The organism is Alkaliflexus imshenetskii DSM 15055 (assembly GCF_000517065.1).
In the GTDB taxonomy this organism is placed as follows: Bacteria; Bacteroidota; Bacteroidia; order Bacteroidales; family Marinilabiliaceae; genus Alkaliflexus; species Alkaliflexus imshenetskii.
This window is the reverse complement of record NZ_KI912105.1, coordinates 370,153-390,726: the sequence shown is the minus strand read 5'-3', so window position 1 is coordinate 390,726 and position 20,574 is coordinate 370,153. Positions and strand designations below refer to the sequence as shown.

Genomic DNA, 20,574 nt, shown 5'->3' with positions numbered 1-20,574 from the left:
CTTATGCTTAATCCGGTTATAAAATTTTTCCTTGAAAATAAACTGGTGACATTTTTGCTCTTCATGGTTTTTATGGCCTGGGGTATCGTCACCGCTCCTTTTAATTGGGACATCGGTTTTTTGCCGCGTGATCCTGTTCCGGTGGATGCGATTCCGGATATTGGCGAAAATCAGCAAATTGTTTTTACCGAATGGATGGGGCGCAGTCCGCAGGATGTAGAAGACCAGATTACCTATCCGCTCACCTCCGCTTTAATGGGACTACCCGGGGTAAAGAGCATCCGTAGTACTTCTATGTTTGGTTTTTCCAGCATTTATGTGATTTTTGACGATAAGGTAGAGTATTACTGGAGCCGAACCAGGCTGCTTGAGCGGCTGAATGCGCTGCCGGCTGGTTTGCTGCCCGACGGGGTGGCACCAACCCTGGGCCCCGATGCCACCTCATTGGGACAAATCTTCTGGTACACGCTGGAGGGCCGTGATGAGAACGGGGCACCTGCCGGAGGGTGGGACTTGCATGAGTTGCGCAGCATACAGGATTTTTATGTACGCAACGCGCTGATGGCTTCCGAAGGGGTGTCCGAAGTGGCCAGCGTGGGGGGACATGTGCGCGAGTACCAGGTCGATATGGACCCCATGGCCATGAAAGCCCACAACGTATCCATCATGCAGGTGGTGGATGCCGTGCGAAACAGCAATCAGGATGTAGGGGCTGCCACCGTGGAGATGAACATGGTGGAGTACTACGTGCGGGGTCTGGGGTATGTTAAATCCATCAACGACATAGAAGAGGGGGTGGTGCGGGTGGCCAACAACGTGCCAATCAGGATAAAAGATGTGGCCAGGGTGACTATGGGCCCGGCGCCACGTGGCCATAGCGGTGTGCTCGATAAGGGCGGAGCTGAAGCAGTTGGCGGGGTGGTAGTGGGCCGTTATGGCGAAAACCCCATGCTGGTAATCGACAATGTGAAACAACGAATTGCCGAAATTTCTGCCGGGCTGCCAGTGCGTGAGTTGGCGGATGGCACCATGTCGCGGGTTACCATTGTGCCGTTTTACGACCGCACCCAACTTATTTATGAGACTTTGGGCACCCTTTATGAGGCCATCAGTCTGCAAATACTCATTACCATCATCGTCATCATTGTGATGGTGCTGAATTTGCGAGCTTCGCTGATGATTTCGGCGCTGTTGCCGCTCGCCGTGCTCATGTCGTTTATCATGATGAGGTATGTGGGGGTAGATGCCAACATCGTGGCACTTTCAGGCATCGCGATTGCCATCGGTACCATGGTGGATTTGGGCATTATTCTGAGTGAAAATATTCTCCGGCATAAGGATGAATCGCCGCCCGGCAAACCATTGCTCACCGTGGTTTATGAAGCTGCCACTGAGGTGATGCCGGCCATATTAACCGCGGTTTCTACTACCATCATCAGTTTTTTACCGGTGTTTACCCTGCAACAGGCCGAGGGCAAGCTTTTTGGACCGCTGGCTTTCACAAAAACCTTTGCGTTGATTGCTGCGCTGATAATCACCGTGGTGATGATGCCGGCCATGGCCCACTGGCTTTTGGGTATCAAGACGGATGGCCGAAAGGTTCGTTTTTGGTTGAACGGATTATCGCTGGTAGCCGGTTTGGTGGCGGTTTGGTGGCTTCCCTGGGCTGGAGTGGTGCTTATCCTGCTAGGGGTGAATGGCATGCTTTACCATTTGGCGATGGCCGGAAAGATTAAACATGATAGTCTGCGCAGATTATTGACCGATTATCATGACCTGGTAGTGACCGGACTTGTAACCCTTGCCATCTCATGGCTGTTGGCTAGTGAGTGGCTGCCGTTGGGCGTAAAGAATTCCACATTCACGAATTTCCTTTATGTACTCTTCATCATTTTGGTCATTCTTGGAACTTTCAAAGTATTTATAAGGTTCTACCCGCATATTCTGGCCTGGTGTTTAGAGCATAAAAAGGCATTTCTGCTGGTGCCGGTCTTAATTGTATTGTTTGGGCTGAATGTATGGCTCGGATTCAACCGGGTTTTTGGATTTGTTCCCAAGATGACAGACTCTATAGGTTACAACATCCGGACCAATAAGGTGTGGAGCACTTTGGCTCATGCGTTTCCCGGACTGGGGAAGGAGTTCATGCCCTCGCTGGATGAAGGTGCTTTTCTATTGATGCCTACCAGCATGCCACACTCTGGCATGGAGGCCAATATCAACTATCTGCGGCAACTGGATTTGCGCGTGGAAGCCATACCCGAGGTGGAGACCGTAGTGGGGAAAGCCGGCCGTGCCGAAAGTGCGCTGGATCCCGCGCCTATGTCTATGTTTGAGAATGTGATTCTCTATAAGCCGGAGTATGTAACCGATGTCAATGGTTATCCCATCCGTTTCCGGGTCGACCGCCACGGACGGTTTCTTTTAAATGCCGATGTCGTTCAGACTACCGGTGGAGCGATTAAGCTGGAGGGTGTCTCGCTGGGAGAAGGGTCTAGTCTCTATTTTGTGCGTGAGAAGGCGGTGGTTTTGCATGTCGGTAACCAAACGGTTGACACACTGATGCGGGAAGTACCGCTTACATCGGTAACCAACTATTTGGTTGAGCACCGTCGGGGACACTATTTCAGGCAATGGCGCGACCATATTCAAACGCCGGACGACATCTGGCAGGAGATAACCATGGCCACCAGTGACATCCCCGGGGTTACTTCGGCGCCGAAGCTTCAGCCCATCGAAACCCGTTTGGTCATGTTGCAAACAGGTATGCGGGCACCTATGGGGGTTAAGGTGTTTGGCCCCGATTTGGAAACCATCGAGGCATTCAGTATGCGGCTCGAAGCACTGCTTAAGGAGGTGCCTACCGTGAAGCCACAGGCCGTTTTTGCCGACCGAAGTCTGGGGAAATCCTATCTGGAGATAGAGCCTGACCGTCGGGCTTTGGCGCGTTATGGACTTAACATGGCCGATTTGCAACACTACATAGAAGTGGCCATTGGCGGCATGCCGCTTACCACCACCATCGAAGGGCGCGAGCGTTACAACATCAGGCTGCGTTACGCGCGCGAATGGCGCGACGACCCCGAGCAGATGAAGCGCATCCTCATACCCACAGCATCGGGCACCCAGGTGCCCTTGGAAGAGCTGGCGCAGGTGGTGTACCGCTCGGGTCCCATGATGATTCGGGGCGAAAACAGCTTTTTGGTGGGTTATGTGCTGTTCGACCGGCAGTCGGGATTTGCCGAGGGCAACGTGGTGAGGGATGCCCAAAACTATCTCGACCATAAAATTGCCAGTGGCGAGCTGGTGGTCCCGGCGGGCGTCAGCTACCAGTTTTCAGGCAGCTACGAAAATCAGATACGAGCCGAGAAGCGTCTGTCCATCGTGGTACCGTTGGTTTTAATCGTGATTTTCCTGATACTCTACTTTCAATTCCGTTCTGTCAGCACCTCGTTTATCATCTTTTCTGCCATCATTCTGGCATTCTCAGGCGGGTTTATGATGATATGGCTCTATGCGCAGGATTGGTTTCTGGATGTGGGACTCTTTGGCACCAACCTCAGGGAGTGGATGCAAATCCGACCCTATAATCTGAGTGTGGCCGTTTGGGTCGGTTTCATCGCGCTGTTTGGTATTGCCACCGATGATGGTGTGGTCATCGCCACCTATCTCACGCAAAGTTTTAAGAAGCATCGCCCGGAGAATGTTAAAGAAATCAGGGCTGCCGTTTTGGAGGCAGGTATGAAACGGGTACGCCCCTGTCTCATGACAACAGCCACCACCATACTGGCACTGCTGCCGGTACTCACCTCTTCGGGACGGGGGGCTGACATTATGATTCCCATGGCCATCCCGGCATTTGGCGGCATGACCATTGCCCTTATTACCTTGTTTGTGGTGCCGGTGCTTTATTCGGCAAGGGAAGAACTAAAAATGAAACGTGATGAAGCATAATATATTGATACTATTTCTTTGGATATCTGCCTCGTTTGTGATGCCCTTGCGGGGACAGTCGCTCAACGACTATTTGCTGATTGCCGGCGAAAACAATCCCGGATTAAAAGCATCCTATCTGGCGTATTATTCGGCGTTGGAAAAAGTGCCGCAGGTAGGTGCGCTGCCCGACCCGCAGCTCTCCTTCGGGCTGTTTTTAAAGCCTATGGAGCGTTACGCAGGCAACCAGGTGGCAGATATAACACTCATGCAGATGTTTCCCTGGTTCGGGACTAACGGGGCAGCCCGCGACGAGGCTCGCCTGATGGCGCAGGCCATGTACGAAACCTTCAGGGAGCGTCGTGCAATGGTTTGGTATGATGTGAGAACCGTATGGTGGCGCATGTGGCTTATAAAGGAGGAACTCCGCTTTTTGGATGAGCAGATTGAAACGCTTCAGTCACTCGAAGAAATTGCCATTCAGCGGATACGCGGCAACGGTGCAGAGGTAACGGCATCGGGCGCCGGTGGGTCTTCACCGGGCTACAATATGGGTATTGACCAATCGGCCGGCGGCATGGGAGGGATGGCTGGCATGGGCGGCACCTCGGGCAATGTGGGCAGCACCAACGCTTCACAGCCCATGTCCATGCCGGGTTCCATGTCGGGCATGAACCGTCAGGGTGGTGGCACATTGTCGGATGTGCTGCGTTTGCAGATGGAAATTAACGAGCTTCAGGTAAGAGCGGAGACCCTGGCCGATGAGTTGATGGCTCAGAAGGCACGTTTTAACAGTCTGCTAAACAGGCCTGCCGATGCCCCGGTGGAGGTTTCTGAGGAGGCACATGTTGAATCAGACATGCAGATTATCACTCTGGATGCAATCTATACGCAGAATCCCATGTTGCAGATGGTTCGCCAGGAGGAACAGGCTTATGAGGCGATGGAACGGATGAACCGGAAGATGGGACTGCCCATGTTTGGTGTGGGTCTTCAGTATAGCGTATTTGAACCGCGACCCGGAAATCCAAACATGATGAATGGCGACAACATGCTCATGCCTATGGTATCGGTATCCATTCCCATCTGGAGACGAAAATACAATGCTTCGGTGCGTGAAGCTTCCCTCTTGCGGGAAAGTGCTGTGGCAGAGCAGGTGGATGTGCAGAACCAACTGACATCGGACTACCACCAAACTGAGAGTGCTTTACGCGATGCCGAACGCCGCATGGGGCACTATGCCCGCCAAAAGGAGTTGGCACAACAGGTTTTAAATCTTCTGATACGAGGCTATTCTGTCTCAGGGGCCGATTTTGATGAGCTTGTGCGTTTGCAAAATCAGCTGGTGGATTACCAGCTTCAGGCGGCACGTGCTGAGGCCGACAGACAATTGGCTTTGGCGCGCATGGCCTTGTTGGCCGGGTTATAACAGGCCAAACCATATTTCAATAAATTACGAAAACTGAAAAACATGATACGATTGAATAAACGTGAATGGATATTAATACTGGCCGGATTATTGGCCGGTTTACTCATTGCGGTAATTGTTATTCCACGAGGTGGTCACGATGACGACCATCACGGACACGCACATGCCGATGAACATACAGAGTACACCTGTTCCATGCACCCTCAAATCCGACAGGATGAGCCGGGTGATTGCCCTCTGTGTGGCATGGCGTTGACACCGGTTGCGCAGGGTGGCGGCATGAGTGATGATGGTCCTTTTGTTTATACCATGTCGCCCCAGGCGGTGGCATTGGCCAATATCCGCACCGAGAAAGTCCTTGAACGGGCATCGGGCAAGGAGGTGGTTCTAACGGGCAGGGTGTCGGTGAATGAGCAGCGGTTATCGGCCATCACTGCCGATTTCTCCGGACGGATAGAGCGCCTTTTTGTGGATTTTACCGGTCAGCAGGTGACGCGTGGGCAAAAGCTTGCCACCATCTATTCGCCTGAATTGGTTTCGGCCGGACAGGAGTTGATTGAGGCCGCAAAGTTTAAGGAGAGACAACCACAGGTTTATGAGGCTGTAAAGGAGAAGTTGCGTTTATGGAATCTCACGGAGGAGCAGATTGCCGACCTGGAAAGCGGCCGCAGCGATGCTGCACGTCTTGATGTGGTTGCAACGCGATCGGGAACGGTGATTGCGCGTAACATTGCCGCCGGCGATTATGTGACGCGCGGGAGTGTCTTGTTTCAAACAGCTGATTTGTCGCAGGTGTGGGTGCTTCTTGATGCCTATGAAACGGACCTTGGATGGATTCGTAAAGGTTCCGCGGTCGATTTTAGCGTGGCATCGCTGCCCGGCCAGCATTTTTCATCAGCAGTGACCTATATCGACCCGGTGTTGAACCCTCAAACCAGGACGGCAGGGGTGAGGCTGGAGGTTCAAAATCCCCACGGCCTGCTTAAACCTGATATGTTTGTCAGGGCTACCGTTAAAACAGAAGTGGCCTTGTCGATGCAGGTGCCCACGTCAGCGGTTTTATGGACGGGGCCACGCTCAGTCGTTTATGTACGGGTTCCAAATCGTGAAAACCCATCTTTCGAGATGCGCGAAGTGTTGCTGGGTGCTCGTGCCGGCGATTACCAGATAATTGTTGACGGGTTGCTGCCCGGCGAAGAGGTGGTGGTGAATGGCGCGTTTGCCCTGGATGCCGCTGCCCAGCTGAGTGGGAAGTACAGCATGATGCAACGTCCCGTAGATAAAAGTGTGGATGTGCCAACGGCCTTTAAACAAGAGATGGATAAACTGGTGGCAGTGTATTACCAGTTAAAGGACGCACTGGTGGCAGGCGATTTTGCGGCTTCAAAGCGGATGTCTGCCAACCTGTTGGCCAAAGTGAGAAGTGTTAAAGTTGAGGGCATTTCAGCACAGGCCGAAAGCGTCTGGCAAACCTTGTCCGGTAATATGGTGAATGCCACGCAACACATTGGCCACGCAGGTGACATAGAGGAGGTGAGGCATCATTTCGAAACAGTTTCGGATGCCATTATCCTCGCATTTGAATCGTTTGGCCCCGCCGAGATTATCGTCTATGTTCAGTATTGCCCCATGGCCTTCGACGACAAAGGCGCCTCCTGGCTCAGCAATGTGGATGAAATCCGTAATCCCTATTTTGGCGATGCCATGCTCATGTGTGGCGAGGTTACCAAAACCATTAAACCGGCAAAAGCACCCGAAATGCCACAAGGGCATGTGCACTGACAACCGGACAGGTCGGGATTTAAGCTAACAGGCTTAACATCTTCTGTTTGTGGAGATAGAAATGCGCTGGTTTTAACGTATCTGCAATAGAATAAAACCAATTAATTATGTATTTTGCACAGATGTGACTGCTCACGTCTGTGCAATAATTTTATAATACAATCTAATGGCTTTAAAATACCGACTAACCCAAAACAAACTCATACGGTCTCAAAGTCCTGATGAGCATGTAGCCATCCCCACAGGTAACAAAACGATGTACCTTGAGGATATTATTGAAGATATGATTAGCAGAGGCTCAACCATTACCAAAGCTGAAGCACTGGCTACCATTGAAGAGTTTAACCGCTCCGTTTGTAATATCTTAAGTAAAGGAAACAGCATCAATACCGAGCTTTTTAGTGTCACGCACAGCATCAAAGGTGTTTTTAAAAATTCAAAAGAGACATTTAATCCCCAGAAGCACGTTTTAAACCTCAACTTACGGGCAGGAAAAAGACTTTTGCAGACTTGCCAGAATATCCCGGTTATAAAAGTGGATGCAGTCCCATCCATGCCGCAAATTAATACGCTTATCAATTTGAAGAATGGTGACACAAACAACAGTGTGAATGCAGGACAAATGGTTTCACTGCGCGGTAAACTACTTAAAATTTCGCTCGACAAACCCGATTGTGGAATCTATCTGATTGATTCAAATAAAGCAGAAACAAAAGTACCCCACCTCATAAAAAACGCGCCCACCGAACTCATGTTTTTTATACCAGACCATCTTGTGCCGGGTAAATACCATTTGGAACTGCGTACCTATCTGCGAAAGCACAAGAAATTGGCTGTTCAGAAATTGTATCCGGTGGCAATATTAAAATAAGCTACTCCTTATGCGCAATGTTTTCCTGACTGAGTTGTAATTATTGGATTTATAATTCAATGCATCATGTACTTATAAGTACATGACGCATGTAGTTATTTTTCCAGATGCAAGGGAGTTATATGTTCTTTTGTTGGGGATTTAGTGTTCCATTTGATGGGGAGTAATAAGTACAGTGTTTAGTAGTTTATAGTTCATGGGAGCTTATGTTGTTTGATGAGCAATGGTAAATGTTTAATGATTATCAGATTACCTCATGGTATTAATAGAACATACTGCGCAATTCGTCAACTTGGGTGAATGGAGCTAATTAAATTTGATTAGTTTTAGGATGAATTGATGTTTTTGATGTATTGATAATATTGATGATATAAAAGAGTTGGCTGTAATTCTCCCTATACCAAAGACATTGATTACTTAAGATAACGGTAAAATGGTATAGTGTTGAATAAGTGTTTTTTATGAAATTGAATTTTTACCGTTAGTCAGAATTTTAAGTGCGACATATAAATAATTCCATAAATTATGAAAGATTTTGAACCTAGTAAATATGATTTTTCAATTGAATTACCCAATGACACAGATAGACTTTTTAATGATTGCAATATTGATTATCGTCACAATGCAATTTTGCGGTCAGGGAAAAAATGGTTTATGGTTTATTCTGAAGCATATAGATTAGCAGCAGAGAAACTATTTGAACAATTGGATGGTAGTGCTTATATTTCTAATCACTTAGTATATCCAATTGTATTCTTATCTAGGCAATATATCGAACTAAGTCTAAAAGAATTAATTAATGGACTGAACTATGTTCGGATTGAGAAATATACATTCCCTTGCGACCATAAATTAAAAAGTTTATGGGATAAGTATGTTAGTTTGAGTTCTAATATAAACAAGTATCAAAAGCCAGAAGAAACGGTATTGAAAAATATGGAGAGATTAATAAGTGAATTTGAAGAAATCGATACTTTTTCAATGAATTTTAGATTTCCTACTGATAAATCGGAAGAGAGAAAGCCTTCATTGAAAAGAACAAATATAGACTTAGAGAATTTTCGTATTACAATGAGTAAAATATCAAATTTTCTAACATGGCAAAGCAACGCAATCTATGATGAGATTGATAAAGCAGAAGAATACTATTATAGTCTATGGGAAAAACTTGAAATAGAATCTGATAAGAAAGACATGAATTGAAAAACTACAGCCAATATATAGGAATATGAGCGGTCGGAACGACCCAGCGATTATTCCAGGTTGAACGACATCCCGTCAGGACTACAACTGGCAGCTATGGACTTTTTGTTGGTTTTTGATGTTTTTGGCAAGAACGCCTATGCTGCGTTCGTGCTGTTTTTAACCTTTTCGGTTTAAGAGAAGAGTGGTCTTTGTGTTTCAAATGTTGAAAACCAGCTTCTTTTGGGCTTAAAACCCACCCGTCAAGGCAATACGATGCCGAACCTCATGTGAATGAAGTTTTTAAAGGGAATGTAATGTTGGTTACTGCAACTTATCAAAAAGCATAGAAGGCAGATGCCCTGCGGGTGACCGAATCCTGGGCAGGGTTCTGATGACAATCAGACGACCCGTTTTGCAATGCGGACATTTGGTTATGTCAAATCCTGTCAATCTTAAAATGCGCTCTGGAGCCGTTTCGGGCTTTTGTTTAGCTGTCATCTGGTCAATGTCAGGCTTTTCATCGGGCACAAATTGCAAATCCAGATGGAGTTTTGTGGTGTGATGATAAATGCCGAACCGACGGATACGCACGTAACCATCTGGCATAACATGCAAAGAGAATCGACGCAGAAACTCTTCTCCTTTCAGGGATACCGGTTTTATTTGTGCGCGGTCGCGGTAGTCTTTAGCTACGAAAGTGACGTTTGTTGAGTCAACATTCAATATCCGCTGGTTGCTGATGGCAATGCGATGGGTGTATTGCCCCAGATACCTGATGACATGTTCGGCGCCAGCCATTGAGGGTTCGCAATAGACGACCCACTTTTTTTGATGAGCCGCTTCAATGCAGACTTTGAAGCCATCCATTGCAGATAGTTTTCGCAGTTCTCTTTTTATGCTGTCCAGAAATTTACCTTTAAAGGCAGCACTCAACTGGTGCACCGGATAGAGATAATTTTCATATTTGCCGATGTGGCGCCATTTTCCCGACAACGAGTATCCTGCTGCCGGAACAATGCAGTGCAAGTGCGGATGCAATGAAAGGTTCTGCCCCCAAGTGTGTAACACCGCAACGGCTCCGGTTTCACAACCGTAATGCGTGTACCCAAAGCTGCGCAGTATACCTCTGGTGGCGTGGAACAAAATATTGCAATAAAGTCTCCTGTCCCAAAGATAAATCTGGTTGAGCTCATGAGGCACGGTGAAAATGAGATGGTAGTGTTTGACTGCAAGTGTTGATTTAATCAGCTTTTCAATCCAGAGCGCCTGTTTGGTTCCCTGACACTTGGGGCAATGTCGGTCGCGACAGCTGTTGTAACGGTAGTGTATGACTCCGCAATCATCACACACCTGCTCATGTCCACCCAAAGCGGCCGTACGGCACTGCACAAGGTTGTGAAAGACTTTGATCTGCTTGGGCGATAACTCCCCGCTCTGCAACAAACTTCCTCCAAATTGGCAAACAACATCAGCCAGTTCATGCTTGCTTTTGTATGGCTTTTCCATAGAGTGTGTCTAAGGGGCTGTGAGGAGTGATATGCTGACACTGGGCTGTGTGAAGATAAATCATGGTTGTTGTGATGTCGGCATGACCCAAAAGCTCCTGTAAGGTTACAATGTTTAAGCCCTGCTCCAATAAATGGGTTGCATACGTGTGGCGTAAGGAGTGAAGGTTCACGTTTTTAGAGATGGTGGTTTTTTTAAGGCTTTCCCGCATAACCCAGGATAATCCTTTGACGCTGTAGCGACCATCAGCCTCTTTGCCATTGAATAGCCAAACATGCGGATTCTCGGCTCTGAGATATTTTTTGAGCCCGATGACCATTATGGCGGACAAAGGCACAATCCGATCTTTCTTGTATTTGCTCTGGCGGATGTGGATGACCATGCGCTCAAAGTCAATATCGGATATCTTAAGGTTGATGACCTCTTGCCCCCGTAATCCGGCAGAATAGATCAGCGTAAGGATAATTCGGTGCTTAAGCAGCGTAGGTGCCGAAAATAGCATCTTTAGCTCCTGGCGGTTCAGCACAACCGGCAACTTGCTCTCTTGCTTTAATGAAGGCAAAGCAATGGCCTTTTTGTTCATGCCCAGCAAACGGTAGTAATACCTTAGGCCATAAACCATGTGCTTGAAACTGCTCCGCGAAGGAGCCTTGACATCGCGTGCCAAAGCCACCAGATACTCGTTGATTTCATCTTCGGTGACGTCTTCGGGCAGTTGTTTAAAATGGATAACAAACAGCGCTATGCGCCGAATGTAATTATTCAGAGTGCTCTGACTCTGTCCACGAAGTACCACCTGATGCTCCATCTTTAAAGCCCTGGCCTTAAACTCCGGAACAAGAACGAGGGCGCGCTCTACAATCGTTAAGGTTGTTTTCTTTCTCATAACTGCATAATTTAAAAATGAGTAATGCAGTTATAACGGCTTGCATCTAAAAAGATTAATGCTATTTTTGAAAGAGGCTATCCCGGAGGGATTTAGTTCAACATCATATATAAAATATTGGGGTTTAGGTGGTTGCTTGAAATATTCTGCCCCGCACCAGCATTTGTAACGGCAGACAGTGACGAAGCCCGCAAACCCCAAGATTTCATATATTTGACCGTTGGCAATAATTAAGAAAATGAAATCAAGTATAGAATTGATTAGACTAATTGCAGTTATATTAATTGTATTTACGCATACTAGGAATGAATTAGAATATGGTGTAGCCTATTTTATTGTAGAAAGAATTCCAACTTTTGGAACTGCTATTCTTTCAATAATTTCTGGATATTTATATTACGAAATATCTAGACGTAAACAGAATCTATTTTTAAGAAAAATTAGAAGTTTAGCTATCCCTTATCTAATAGCTAATATTATTGTTTTAGTCTTAGTTTTAATTGCTTATTATTTTTTAGGATATGATACTTTGAATAGATTGAGTTTTGATTCCTCTTTAATAACAGAAGGATTATTTTCATTTAATTCTCCCCCTATAAATCCTCCTACATATTTTATAAGAGATATTTTTATAATTTTTTCAATTATTGCATTAATCACTCAAAAGGAATTTAAAACCCTATTTGTTATAATACCTTACTTATTGATTGGCGCTCTAATTTTAAGATTAGATGTAGCCTTTTTGTTTTTAATTGGTGTTTTATACTCTAAGTATAACAATCATTTTGACAAGAAATTCTTAATTATCACAACAATAATTTTAAGTATTATTCTAAGTCTGTTTTATATTGATTATTTAAAATTTCCTTTATCCTTTTTAGTTTTCATACTATTGATAGACGTACAATTTCGTTCTTTCAATACTGGAAGGTTTTCATACTTATTACATTTATATCATTCTCCAGTCATTGTGATTTCATATCCTTTATTGTCAACTTTCATAGAAAATCCAATAATAAAAATAATTGCTCAAATTCTTATTGCATTATGCCTTGTGTATTTACTGTTTTTGATTACGAAGAAGTATACCTTTCTTAAGGTGCTTAGTGGTGGCAGATAATAACTATTGCCCACATTGTATAAGAGCAATAACGGGTGCGGTGGTAAATTCAAGGTCTGTGCATTTAATATACTTTTGTGAAAGCGGACAGGTAATCACTTTGAATTCCGCTACTGCTCTTATACTTGACCGTGTGAAATTCTCCCTATACCAAAGACATTGATTCAACCACGCATCAATTTTTGTATCGGCAAATAAGAACGAAGCCCACATTTTGTTCTAATTTGCCCTTATTTCTATGTTCCCCTTTACTGTATATCACTTCTTAGGGTGCGAGTAAATTGATTAGGGCTGGATCTCATGAGTCCAGCCCTGAATATTAGTGATTTGAATGGTTTTGACAGGAGTGTTTCCTTATTTCACGATAATTTCAACTCTACGGTTTTTGGCTCTGTTAATGGGTGTGTCGTTGGGATATTTGGGGTTTATTTCGCCCATCGATTCAATATGAATCTTCTCTGCTGCAACGCCCCTCTGAACCAGATACCTCTTCACGCTGTTGGCACGTTCAAGGCCTACCCGATGGTTGGCGGCATCGCTACCAATACTGCATGTGTGACCTACAACTATGGTTTCAGTCTGGCTCTCAGCCATAGTTTTTACGAGCCTATCCAGCAAAGTTTTTGTCTCTTCTCTCATCTCCAGTTTGTTGAAGCTGAATTGGATGACATCACTTTCATTGAAGCGGTCAACTTTTTCTCTTAATTCATCGAGCGACGTATCTTCCTCATGGATATCAATCACAATCACGTCCTCAACCTCCGCTATTACTTCCTCATTCTCTGCAACTGGTTCTTCAACCTCTTCGGGAATATTTTCGGGAACAGTTTCAATTCTCGGGCTAATGGAAGGTGCCACAGTAACATACTCAACAGGTTTTTGGTGATTCCGTCCAAAACGATAGATGATACCCAACGCTAGTCCCAACGATACCGGTTTCACTGCTCCAACGTAATTGGATGAGGTAACACCCGAATATCCGTTGTGTTGAAGAAGGGATTCGTTATTTTTCTTTATATCGCTACCTATTACGCCACTCATCGCGGCAGTCATGAGCCATTTGTCATTCATGGCATACTCGGCACCAACTTCACCTATGCCCATGATTGTATTTTTAAATTGTTTTCCCGATGCCATGTTTACATAGTCATTGAAGTATCCGAACGACTGTTCCGGAAGATTATCCACAACCAAATCGTTATCTGGGAAATATGCGGCTCGTTGAAGGCTTCCAGAGCTGAATGTGAGTTTTTCTGCAAAAGCCAAACCGTAGGCTGCTCCCGTGGCCAGTCTTATGGAAATCTTCTCGTTTATGGGGAATCGGTAACTTGCAACTACAGGTATCATCAGGTACTTCACACGCTGCTTTTCGGTGTTGTTGAGTGTTTGATTGATAATGTAGTTGTGCCCATTGGGCTCAGTCAACAATTCTGAACTTATTTGGTAGCCTTGATTTTTATAGCTGGAAGAAAAAGGTTGATAGCGCAAACCTACACCAAGTCCCCAACGGTTTGTTAAATGGTACGTATATCCAAACTTGAGACCCAAGCCCAGTGCACCCTCACTGCTGTTGTCGGCACTTTTGTATGATAAACGATTAAATGAAGGAATGATTGAGAACTCCAGAGAATGCTTGCCTTTTATGCTGTCAGTTTGTCCAAATGCCAGAGATGATGCAGATAATAGTATCAACAGCATTGCATATATAATGTGATTTTTATTCATTGTTGAAAAGTGTTTAAACAGGAATTAGTTCACGATAATTTTCAAGGTGGTGATGGTTTGGCCAGTCTTAAATACACGCACAAAATAGGTTCCAGGTGTTGAAATTCCTGAAATGCGATAACCGGTAGCTTGTCGTTCCACAGATGCCTTCACAGGGTATCCCGTTGTGTTGAGCACCTCCGCTTGCTCTCCGGCAGGCCTTTCTTCACCCAGTTCCACTACCAGAGAGCCTCCTGTCTGCACTGGATTTGGATAGGCGATGGCTACTGCGCCCGATTGCACAACGTAATCCAACGAAAGCGCCACGTGGTTATCAATAATGATCTCCACCTTGTATGAACCGGCAGGGATAGCACCCTCAAAACTGATATATTGCTGGTTGCCTTGAAGCAAAATGCCGTTTCTGTACCAATTGTATGAAGCGTTTCTAATTTCTTCGTATTTATTGCCATTGCTTACTGCCAAAACGTTATCCCATAGTTTGATGATATTCAGGTTTGTATATCCCGGTTTTATTTCCCAGACAAGAGGTGCAATGGCAGGCTCGTGATAGTTTAGCTCGTCATAGTTCAGCAATGCTGTAGCAGTATAGGTACCAACATGAGTGGCTGAGTTTTCAAAGTAGCTTTGAACTGACACACCTGATGGCAGACCGGTCACTAACACCGTTTTTGGGGTGCCATCCCAGATGAATGGCTCGCTATAATTCCATTCGGCACCATACATGTTGTACGAGGCTTTGGAAATACTCCAGAGAATGATGATGTCATCATTTGTGCCATCACTCCAAAAACAAGCCTCTTTGTTGTTTAACGATACTCTTGCCGAAAAATCGCCTGCATTTTTTGATGATACAACGCCTGACACAGAGTAGTGATTGCTTACAGAAATGTCTAAGGCTTGCGCATTGCCATTGTATGTAAAGCTGCCTGCATTCACAATGGGTTTAGCTACTTCGAGGTGTTTGATAGACCAACTCAGTTCTGGCATAACTGGTGCATTGTAATTATTCTGATCATAAGCCAGAGTTGCTGTGGCATTATATGTGCCTATACTGGTTGCCGTGTTTCCAGTATAGCCATCAACAGATACACCTGAAGGCAGGCCGGTAACTGACACGGTTTTTTGAGTGCCATCCCATGTGAATGGCTCAGTATAGTCCCAGCCGGAATTGCCCATGTCATAAGTGCCTTTTGCGATGCTCCAGTCGATGGTCACATCATCGGTTGTGCCATCAACCCAAACTGAACCGTTTTTATCCTTTAAGGATATTGTTGCCGCATAATTTCCAACATTAACAGCTGTCGTAGTTCCGGTGACAGAATAATAGTTGTTTGATGGGATGTCAATGCTCTGCGCATTGCCATTGTATGTAAAGCTGCCTGCATTCACAATGGATTTAGCTACTTCGAGGTGTTTGATAGACCAACTCAGTTCCGGCATAACTGGTGCATTGTAATTATTCTGATCATAAGCCAGAGTTGATGTGGCATTGTATGTGCCTACACTTGTTGCCGTATTTCCAGTATAGCCATAAACAGTTACACCTGATGGCAGGCCGGTGACCGAAACGGTTTTTGGAGTGCCATCCCATGTGAATGGCTCAGTATAGTCCCAGCCGGAATTGCTCATGTCATAAGTGCCTTTTGTGATGCTCCAATTGATGGTCACATCGTCGGTTGTGCCATCAACCCAAGAGGTGTTAGTTTTGTCGTTGAGCGTAACGGTTACCGTATAATTGCCAACATCAATGGCTGAAACTGTACCCGATATTGTATAGGCTGAGTTAGTAGCAATAGCAACCTGTTGCAGCTCACCATTGTGCTCAAAGGTGGTAATCGCTGCAGAGGGTTTAAACAATTGAGGCGAATAGCTGTAACTTTTAATTTCCGATAGTTTCGTAATTCGTCCTGTGGTTGGCGTTTAGCTTAATGAGCTGGCTGAAGTATGCGCTTCATTTGTAAAGAAAGTGCCGTAATAGTTGTTTTGATTGAATAGGAATCCTTTGTCGCCAAATCCCATTAAAACCCCATAATCACATATATCTTTTACATATCGGCCATCTGCTTCATACAATTTTATAATGATGTTGTATCGATTCATAGAGCCGAATAGGTCGTCCTCATAATGTCCTAAATCAGACAAAACCAGGTCGAATGCCAAATATCGATTGTTACCTGTTCCCCAATTAATTCGGGTTCTTGTTTTAGCATCGTATGGCATACTAAAATTGTAAAGGTTCCACTGATTACCTGCATTGGGTTCTGCCGGTGAGCGAAACACATCCCACACGTTTGCTTTGTAGTATTTGCTTTGAAAAATTAGCGTGCTCGCTTTAAATTCATCCAACTGGTCCTGCGATTGCGACAAGCCGGATTGCAGCATGGCCAGATAAAAAAATAGAAAAAGTAAATGTGTTTTCATTTGCCAGATTTTAAAAAGTTATGGAATCATACTTTAGAGCCTTCTGTGTGGAGCAGTTGTTCAACCGCTCAGGGAGAGGACAATCAAGAAAATTCGTCTGGCAAAACTATACAGCAAATGAAAAAGTCAAGAATAGCAGGGGGTGACAAAAAGTGGACAACGCCAACATTGGTGTTGTCCACTTTCTTGTAATGTGTTGTTAGTTATTGTTTTATATTGATGTTGAATGGATGAAAAAGGTGACATCGTTCTAGTTACAAACTCTGGATATGTGCAATCAAGTTGGTGTCTCTTTCAATTTCGAGCTTTTTTCTTAAACGCAATCGGGCTTTTTTGAGTGCTTCTTCCGATTGAAACGTGATTTGTGCAATCTGTTTGTTACTCATATTTAGTTTCAGGAATACACACAATTTCCTTTCATTGGGTGTTAGGTCGGGGTACTGCTCATTTAGCTTGTCATGAAAAGAGTGATGAACTTTCTGAAATAATATCTCAAACTCATCCCAGTTGGAGTTGTAAGCCTGATGTTTGTAGTTTGAAATGAGTGATTTGATGCTCTCCTGAACACCCTGATCCGAGATTTTAAGTATCTCTTCCAGAGTTTTGATACTCTGCGCGTCCCGTTCCGAATTTTGAACAAGTTTAAGTGCCGCAGCGGTCATCGCCTTTTGGTTCTTATCAAGTTCATCGTTTATTTTTTCTATTTCCAGTTGCAATAGCTTTTTTTGTAGTGCTTCTTTCTCAAGAAAAGCCGCTTCGGCTTTTTTCTGAACATCAATATTTCTGATGTTGGCAAGTACTGCACCAATGGCCGGATTTCTAGAAAGATTCTGAGCTACTGCTTCAAACCACAGGTAGCCATTGTTCTTTTGTCGATAGCGGAATTGAACTGTGTTGTTCATCGTATCGTGATGCAAAATTTGTTGCCAATGTTGCGATACTACTGCTTTGTCGTCAGGATGAATTAAATCTGCGAATGATTGTTTAATCTCCTCCACAGTGAAGCCAGTGATTTTTGCTGCCACATTGCTGATGAACTGAATTTTCTGTTTGTCATCTATCAAGAAAATGATATCGTTCGAGTTTTTAATGATGAGCTGAAGTTTTTCTTCACTCTCCTCAACCTTGTGTTTGGCCTCTACCAAAGCCTCGTTTGAGGCAGTAAGCATCTCGTTTATCGTGATGTACTCTTCGTTGAGTTCTTCAATTTTAGCTTTTTGCTGAAGTAGCTTTTTGTTCGTCCGTTTCTTTAGTGCGTATAAACGGTAAATTGTTGATGCAAAGAGTAATAAAAAAAAAAGGCAACTGTCAGGGTTAATATAATAGTCCGCTGACTCTTTATGGCTAAATCTTTTTTCTGTTTTTCGGCTTCAAAGAGTTGACGTTCTTTATCATGTTGATATGCACTCTCCAGGTCGGCAATTTTCTTAACGTTGCTGGCATTAAAGATGCTGTCGTTGAATGATTTAAATTGTTTATGGTGCTCAAAGGCATTCCTGAAATCGTTTCGGGCAGCGTAGGTGTTTGCCAATTGGTTATGTATATCCTTTAGCAGTTCAAGCAGGCCTAATTCCTGTGCCAAGCTGTGGCTCCTTAGTGAAAAATCCAATGCATTTGCATAATCTTTTTGCAGGTAATAGACATTCCCCATGCTGTACCACACTTGTGCAATGCCGCGCTTCAGTCCAATTTTTTCTGCCAATTTTAATGCTTCGTCATAACTGCTAAGTGCCAGTGCGTAATTGCCATTCTTTCGATGAATGGTACCAATGCTGGTTAGCGTATTAACGCTTTGAACAATGTTATGACCGCCTGACAAAGAGAGCGCCCTTTCCAGATATTCAAGAGCCTGATCATCGTTCATGTGAATATAAATGTGGCCAATATTGGTCAGGCAGATAGATATCCGCATGGTATCACCTATCTCTTCTGCAATTGTTAACGCTTGCTTTGCATTTTGCAGAGCGGCTTCATAATCCTTTTGTTCAGACTTAACACCGGCAATATTTAGCAAGTTACCCAAAATGCCTGATTTATCATTTATTTGCTCGTTTACACGCATGGCCATTAAAAAGTAATTCAGGGCCACCGGATAATTACTTTGCATCATGTAGATAGTGCCAATGTTATTGTAACAGCGTGAGAGCAGAGGTTTGTCATCAAGCTCCAGAGCAAGGGTGCTGGCTTTTTTGTGTCCTTCGATGGCCTGAGCATACTTTCCCTTACTCATTAAACTGCGTGATATGTTAGTCAGGCATTTAAGTATTATTTGTTTGTCGCCAATTTGTGTAGCAATCTCAAGTGCACGGTTGTAGTATTCGTCGCCCTGCTCAGCATTACCTAAATCTCTCAGAATATTTCCAGCAGCAATTAGATAGTTAGCCATTCCTCGTTTGTCGTTTATCTCTTCCGAAATGGCCAAAGCCTCCTGAAAAAAGTCCAGAGATGTTTTTTTGTTGCGTCCCAGATTAACTAGTCCTAATAACCAGTAACTTGTGGCTTTTCCCTTTCTATATCCCAATTCATCTGACAGAGTGCCTGATTTCAAGGCATATTCCTCTGCCATAACGCTATTGTTATTGTAAACGGCATAAGCAATGTCGTTCATGATATTTACCATGGTGGTATCTTTTCGGGTATGCTTTTTTAGTACAGATACCAGACTGTCGGCTACACTCTGCTGAGCAGCGGTAGACATTGCAAACATTACAAGTATACATAAAATCAAGTGTCGTGTGGTTCGCCGTTTTGTGTGCATGACATTTTTGATTTAATTGTGTAGTTTAATAGCTGAGGACTATGTGCTAGGGCTGTTGGGTTGTAAGCGTAGTATTATGAAAAAAGCCTCTGCAACAAAATGCTGCAGAGGCTTTTTTGTGATCCCGGAGGGACTCGAAACTTGTTTGGTATTGCTCTGAAAATCAATAAATAGCAGCTGCCTTGTTTTGTATGTTCACCGATTTGCTCTCGTTTGTTTTGATGAGAATTATTGCGGCTTGTGCTTCGTGAAGCCTAGGACAAATTTACGAAATTCATCTGTTTTGAGGGTGTGTTTTGATGTTAAATCTTTTGAATTGCTGTATTATTTGATATAAGTTATCCGAAATATTTTATAACAATCGGCATTAAAATGAATCAAAATTAGAGGCAGGGATTAATTTTAGGTGGATAAATGAAAGAATTGAACTTGTCTAATGAATAGGATGTAGGAAATTGTCTAGATAAGGGATGATTAGCTAAAATGATGCATTCTCAATTGTAATAAAACCGGGCAATTGAGTATAAAAATCACACCTATCGCAATAGATTATTGTGTTTTTTGACTAGATGTTATATCCCAAATGACTCAGTTAATTCATATACTACAAAATTTAACAAAGTAGAGCAATTGAGATATGTTGTCTTTGTTATTTGGGTCTAAGATGTTAATCTGTAAGGTATTGGATAATGTCCTCTGCTTTAAACCCAGCATAATCCGCAAACTCGTTTATGGTAATAAACTGGTGTGGCTGTTTGCCATGCTTTTTACGGATGGCATCCAGGATGCGGTAACCGGTCTTTTCGCTTTTACCGGTGATGCGCTGAATGTCTTTGGCATAGATGCAGATGCGACGTGTTCTCATAGTTTTAATACTCTATCTATACCTTTGATATACATTTGGTATATCGTTGATATGTGATTGCATTACAAAGATGTATCTATAAAAATAACA

14 protein-coding genes are annotated in these 20,574 nt (G+C 44.2%); 6 read left to right on the top strand and 8 right to left on the bottom strand.

All coding sequences use genetic code 11. The features are described from left to right. Positions 1-3 precede the first annotated feature (3 nt). The 5 genes from ALKIM_RS0101770 to ALKIM_RS0101750 all read left to right on the top strand — a co-directional run bounded on the left by ALKIM_RS0101770 (position 4) and on the right by ALKIM_RS0101750 (position 9,218). Positions 4-3,954, top strand: coding sequence for an efflux RND transporter permease subunit (locus tag ALKIM_RS0101770; RefSeq protein WP_026473155.1), 3,951 nt, complete (start codon positions 4-6; stop codon positions 3,952-3,954). Beyond that, positions 3,944-5,362 (top strand): TolC family protein, encoded by a 1,419-nt coding sequence (locus ALKIM_RS17255; protein WP_052345230.1) that lies wholly within the window; start codon positions 3,944-3,946, stop codon positions 5,360-5,362. The genes ALKIM_RS0101770 and ALKIM_RS17255 overlap by 11 nt, the downstream gene beginning before the upstream one ends. Before the next feature lie 42 nt (positions 5,363-5,404). Then, on the top strand, positions 5,405-7,144 hold the full coding sequence (locus tag ALKIM_RS17250) for an efflux RND transporter periplasmic adaptor subunit (RefSeq protein WP_044117682.1): 1,740 nt from the start codon (positions 5,405-5,407) through the stop codon (positions 7,142-7,144). A gap of 166 nt (positions 7,145-7,310) precedes the next feature. Next, entirely contained in the window at positions 7,311-8,015 is a 705-nt protein-coding gene (locus ALKIM_RS0101755) for an HU family DNA-binding protein (RefSeq protein ID WP_026473154.1), read from the top strand. A gap of 525 nt (positions 8,016-8,540) precedes the next feature. Beyond that, on the top strand, positions 8,541-9,218 hold the full coding sequence (locus ALKIM_RS0101750) for a hypothetical protein (protein WP_026473153.1): 678 nt from the start codon (positions 8,541-8,543) through the stop codon (positions 9,216-9,218). A 303-nt stretch (positions 9,219-9,521) separates the two neighbouring features. Here the strand turns inward: ALKIM_RS0101750 and ALKIM_RS17245 are convergent, their stop codons facing one another. Next, a complete protein-coding gene (locus tag ALKIM_RS17245) occupies positions 9,522-10,706 on the bottom strand; it encodes an IS91 family transposase (RefSeq protein ID WP_044117669.1) in 1,185 nt (394 codons plus the stop codon). Continuing rightward, positions 10,678-11,592, bottom strand: coding sequence for a tyrosine-type recombinase/integrase (locus tag ALKIM_RS0101735; RefSeq protein ID WP_026473068.1), 915 nt, complete (start codon positions 11,590-11,592; stop codon positions 10,678-10,680). The genes ALKIM_RS17245 and ALKIM_RS0101735 overlap by 29 nt, the downstream gene beginning before the upstream one ends. 238 nt (positions 11,593-11,830) lie before the next feature. On the opposite strand from ALKIM_RS0101735, the gene ALKIM_RS0101730 reads away from it, so the two are divergent. Then, on the top strand, positions 11,831-12,712 hold the full coding sequence (locus tag ALKIM_RS0101730; RefSeq protein ID WP_026473152.1) for an acyltransferase family protein: 882 nt from the start codon (positions 11,831-11,833) through the stop codon (positions 12,710-12,712). Positions 12,713-13,066: 354 nt separating this feature from the next. Here ALKIM_RS0101730 and ALKIM_RS19030 read toward each other — a convergent pair whose 3' ends face one another. The 6 genes from ALKIM_RS19030 to ALKIM_RS0101695 form a co-directional block, all read right to left on the bottom strand. Then, entirely contained in the window at positions 13,067-14,437 is a 1,371-nt protein-coding gene (locus tag ALKIM_RS19030) for an OmpA family protein (RefSeq protein ID WP_052345228.1), read from the bottom strand. A gap of 24 nt (positions 14,438-14,461) precedes the next feature. Next, complete coding sequence (locus tag ALKIM_RS0101720; protein ID WP_026473151.1) at positions 14,462-16,297, bottom strand: T9SS type A sorting domain-containing protein; 1,836 nt, start codon at positions 16,295-16,297, stop codon at positions 14,462-14,464. A 63-nt stretch (positions 16,298-16,360) separates the two neighbouring features. After that, positions 16,361-16,861, bottom strand: coding sequence for a hypothetical protein (locus tag ALKIM_RS0101715; protein WP_026473150.1), 501 nt, complete (start codon positions 16,859-16,861; stop codon positions 16,361-16,363). A 254-nt stretch (positions 16,862-17,115) separates the two neighbouring features. Continuing rightward, the gene (locus ALKIM_RS0101705; RefSeq protein ID WP_026473148.1) at positions 17,116-18,030 is read right to left on the bottom strand and encodes a PAS domain S-box protein; all 915 of its coding nucleotides are present in this window, start codon (positions 18,028-18,030) and stop codon (positions 17,116-17,118) included. Between the two features lie 80 nt (positions 18,031-18,110). Beyond that, a complete protein-coding gene (locus tag ALKIM_RS0101700; RefSeq protein WP_084555767.1) occupies positions 18,111-19,619 on the bottom strand; it encodes a tetratricopeptide repeat protein in 1,509 nt (502 codons plus the stop codon). A 667-nt stretch (positions 19,620-20,286) separates the two neighbouring features. Next, positions 20,287-20,484 (bottom strand): hypothetical protein, encoded by a 198-nt coding sequence (locus tag ALKIM_RS0101695; protein WP_026473146.1) that lies wholly within the window; start codon positions 20,482-20,484, stop codon positions 20,287-20,289. Positions 20,485-20,574 lie beyond the last annotated feature (90 nt).

What these genes read in the sequence shown, in the direction of transcription:
- ALKIM_RS0101755 (WP_026473154.1), top strand. Translation starts at nt 7,311, where the DNA reads ATGGCTTTAAAATACCGACTAACCCAAAACAAACTCATACGGTCTCAA.
- ALKIM_RS0101705 (WP_026473148.1), bottom strand. Translation starts at nt 18,030, where the DNA reads ATGCTTACTGCCTCAAACGAGGCTTTGGTAGAGGCCAAACACAAGGTT.
- ALKIM_RS17245 (WP_044117669.1), bottom strand. Translation starts at nt 10,706, where the DNA reads ATGGAAAAGCCATACAAAAGCAAGCATGAACTGGCTGATGTTGTTTGC.
- ALKIM_RS0101770 (WP_026473155.1), top strand. Translation starts at nt 4, where the DNA reads ATGCTTAATCCGGTTATAAAATTTTTCCTTGAAAATAAACTGGTGACA.
- ALKIM_RS19030 (WP_052345228.1), bottom strand. Translation starts at nt 14,437, where the DNA reads ATGAATAAAAATCACATTATATATGCAATGCTGTTGATACTATTATCT.
- ALKIM_RS0101735 (WP_026473068.1), bottom strand. Translation starts at nt 11,592, where the DNA reads ATGAGAAAGAAAACAACCTTAACGATTGTAGAGCGCGCCCTCGTTCTT.
- ALKIM_RS17255 (WP_052345230.1), top strand. Translation starts at nt 3,944, where the DNA reads ATGAAGCATAATATATTGATACTATTTCTTTGGATATCTGCCTCGTTT.
- ALKIM_RS0101730 (WP_026473152.1), top strand. Translation starts at nt 11,831, where the DNA reads ATGAAATCAAGTATAGAATTGATTAGACTAATTGCAGTTATATTAATT.
- ALKIM_RS0101750 (WP_026473153.1), top strand. Translation starts at nt 8,541, where the DNA reads ATGAAAGATTTTGAACCTAGTAAATATGATTTTTCAATTGAATTACCC.
- ALKIM_RS0101700 (WP_084555767.1), bottom strand. Translation starts at nt 19,619, where the DNA reads ATGCACACAAAACGGCGAACCACACGACACTTGATTTTATGTATACTT.
- ALKIM_RS17250 (WP_044117682.1), top strand. Translation starts at nt 5,405, where the DNA reads ATGATACGATTGAATAAACGTGAATGGATATTAATACTGGCCGGATTA.
- ALKIM_RS0101715 (WP_026473150.1), bottom strand. Translation starts at nt 16,861, where the DNA reads ATGAAAACACATTTACTTTTTCTATTTTTTTATCTGGCCATGCTGCAA.
- ALKIM_RS0101695 (WP_026473146.1), bottom strand. Translation starts at nt 20,484, where the DNA reads ATGAGAACACGTCGCATCTGCATCTATGCCAAAGACATTCAGCGCATC.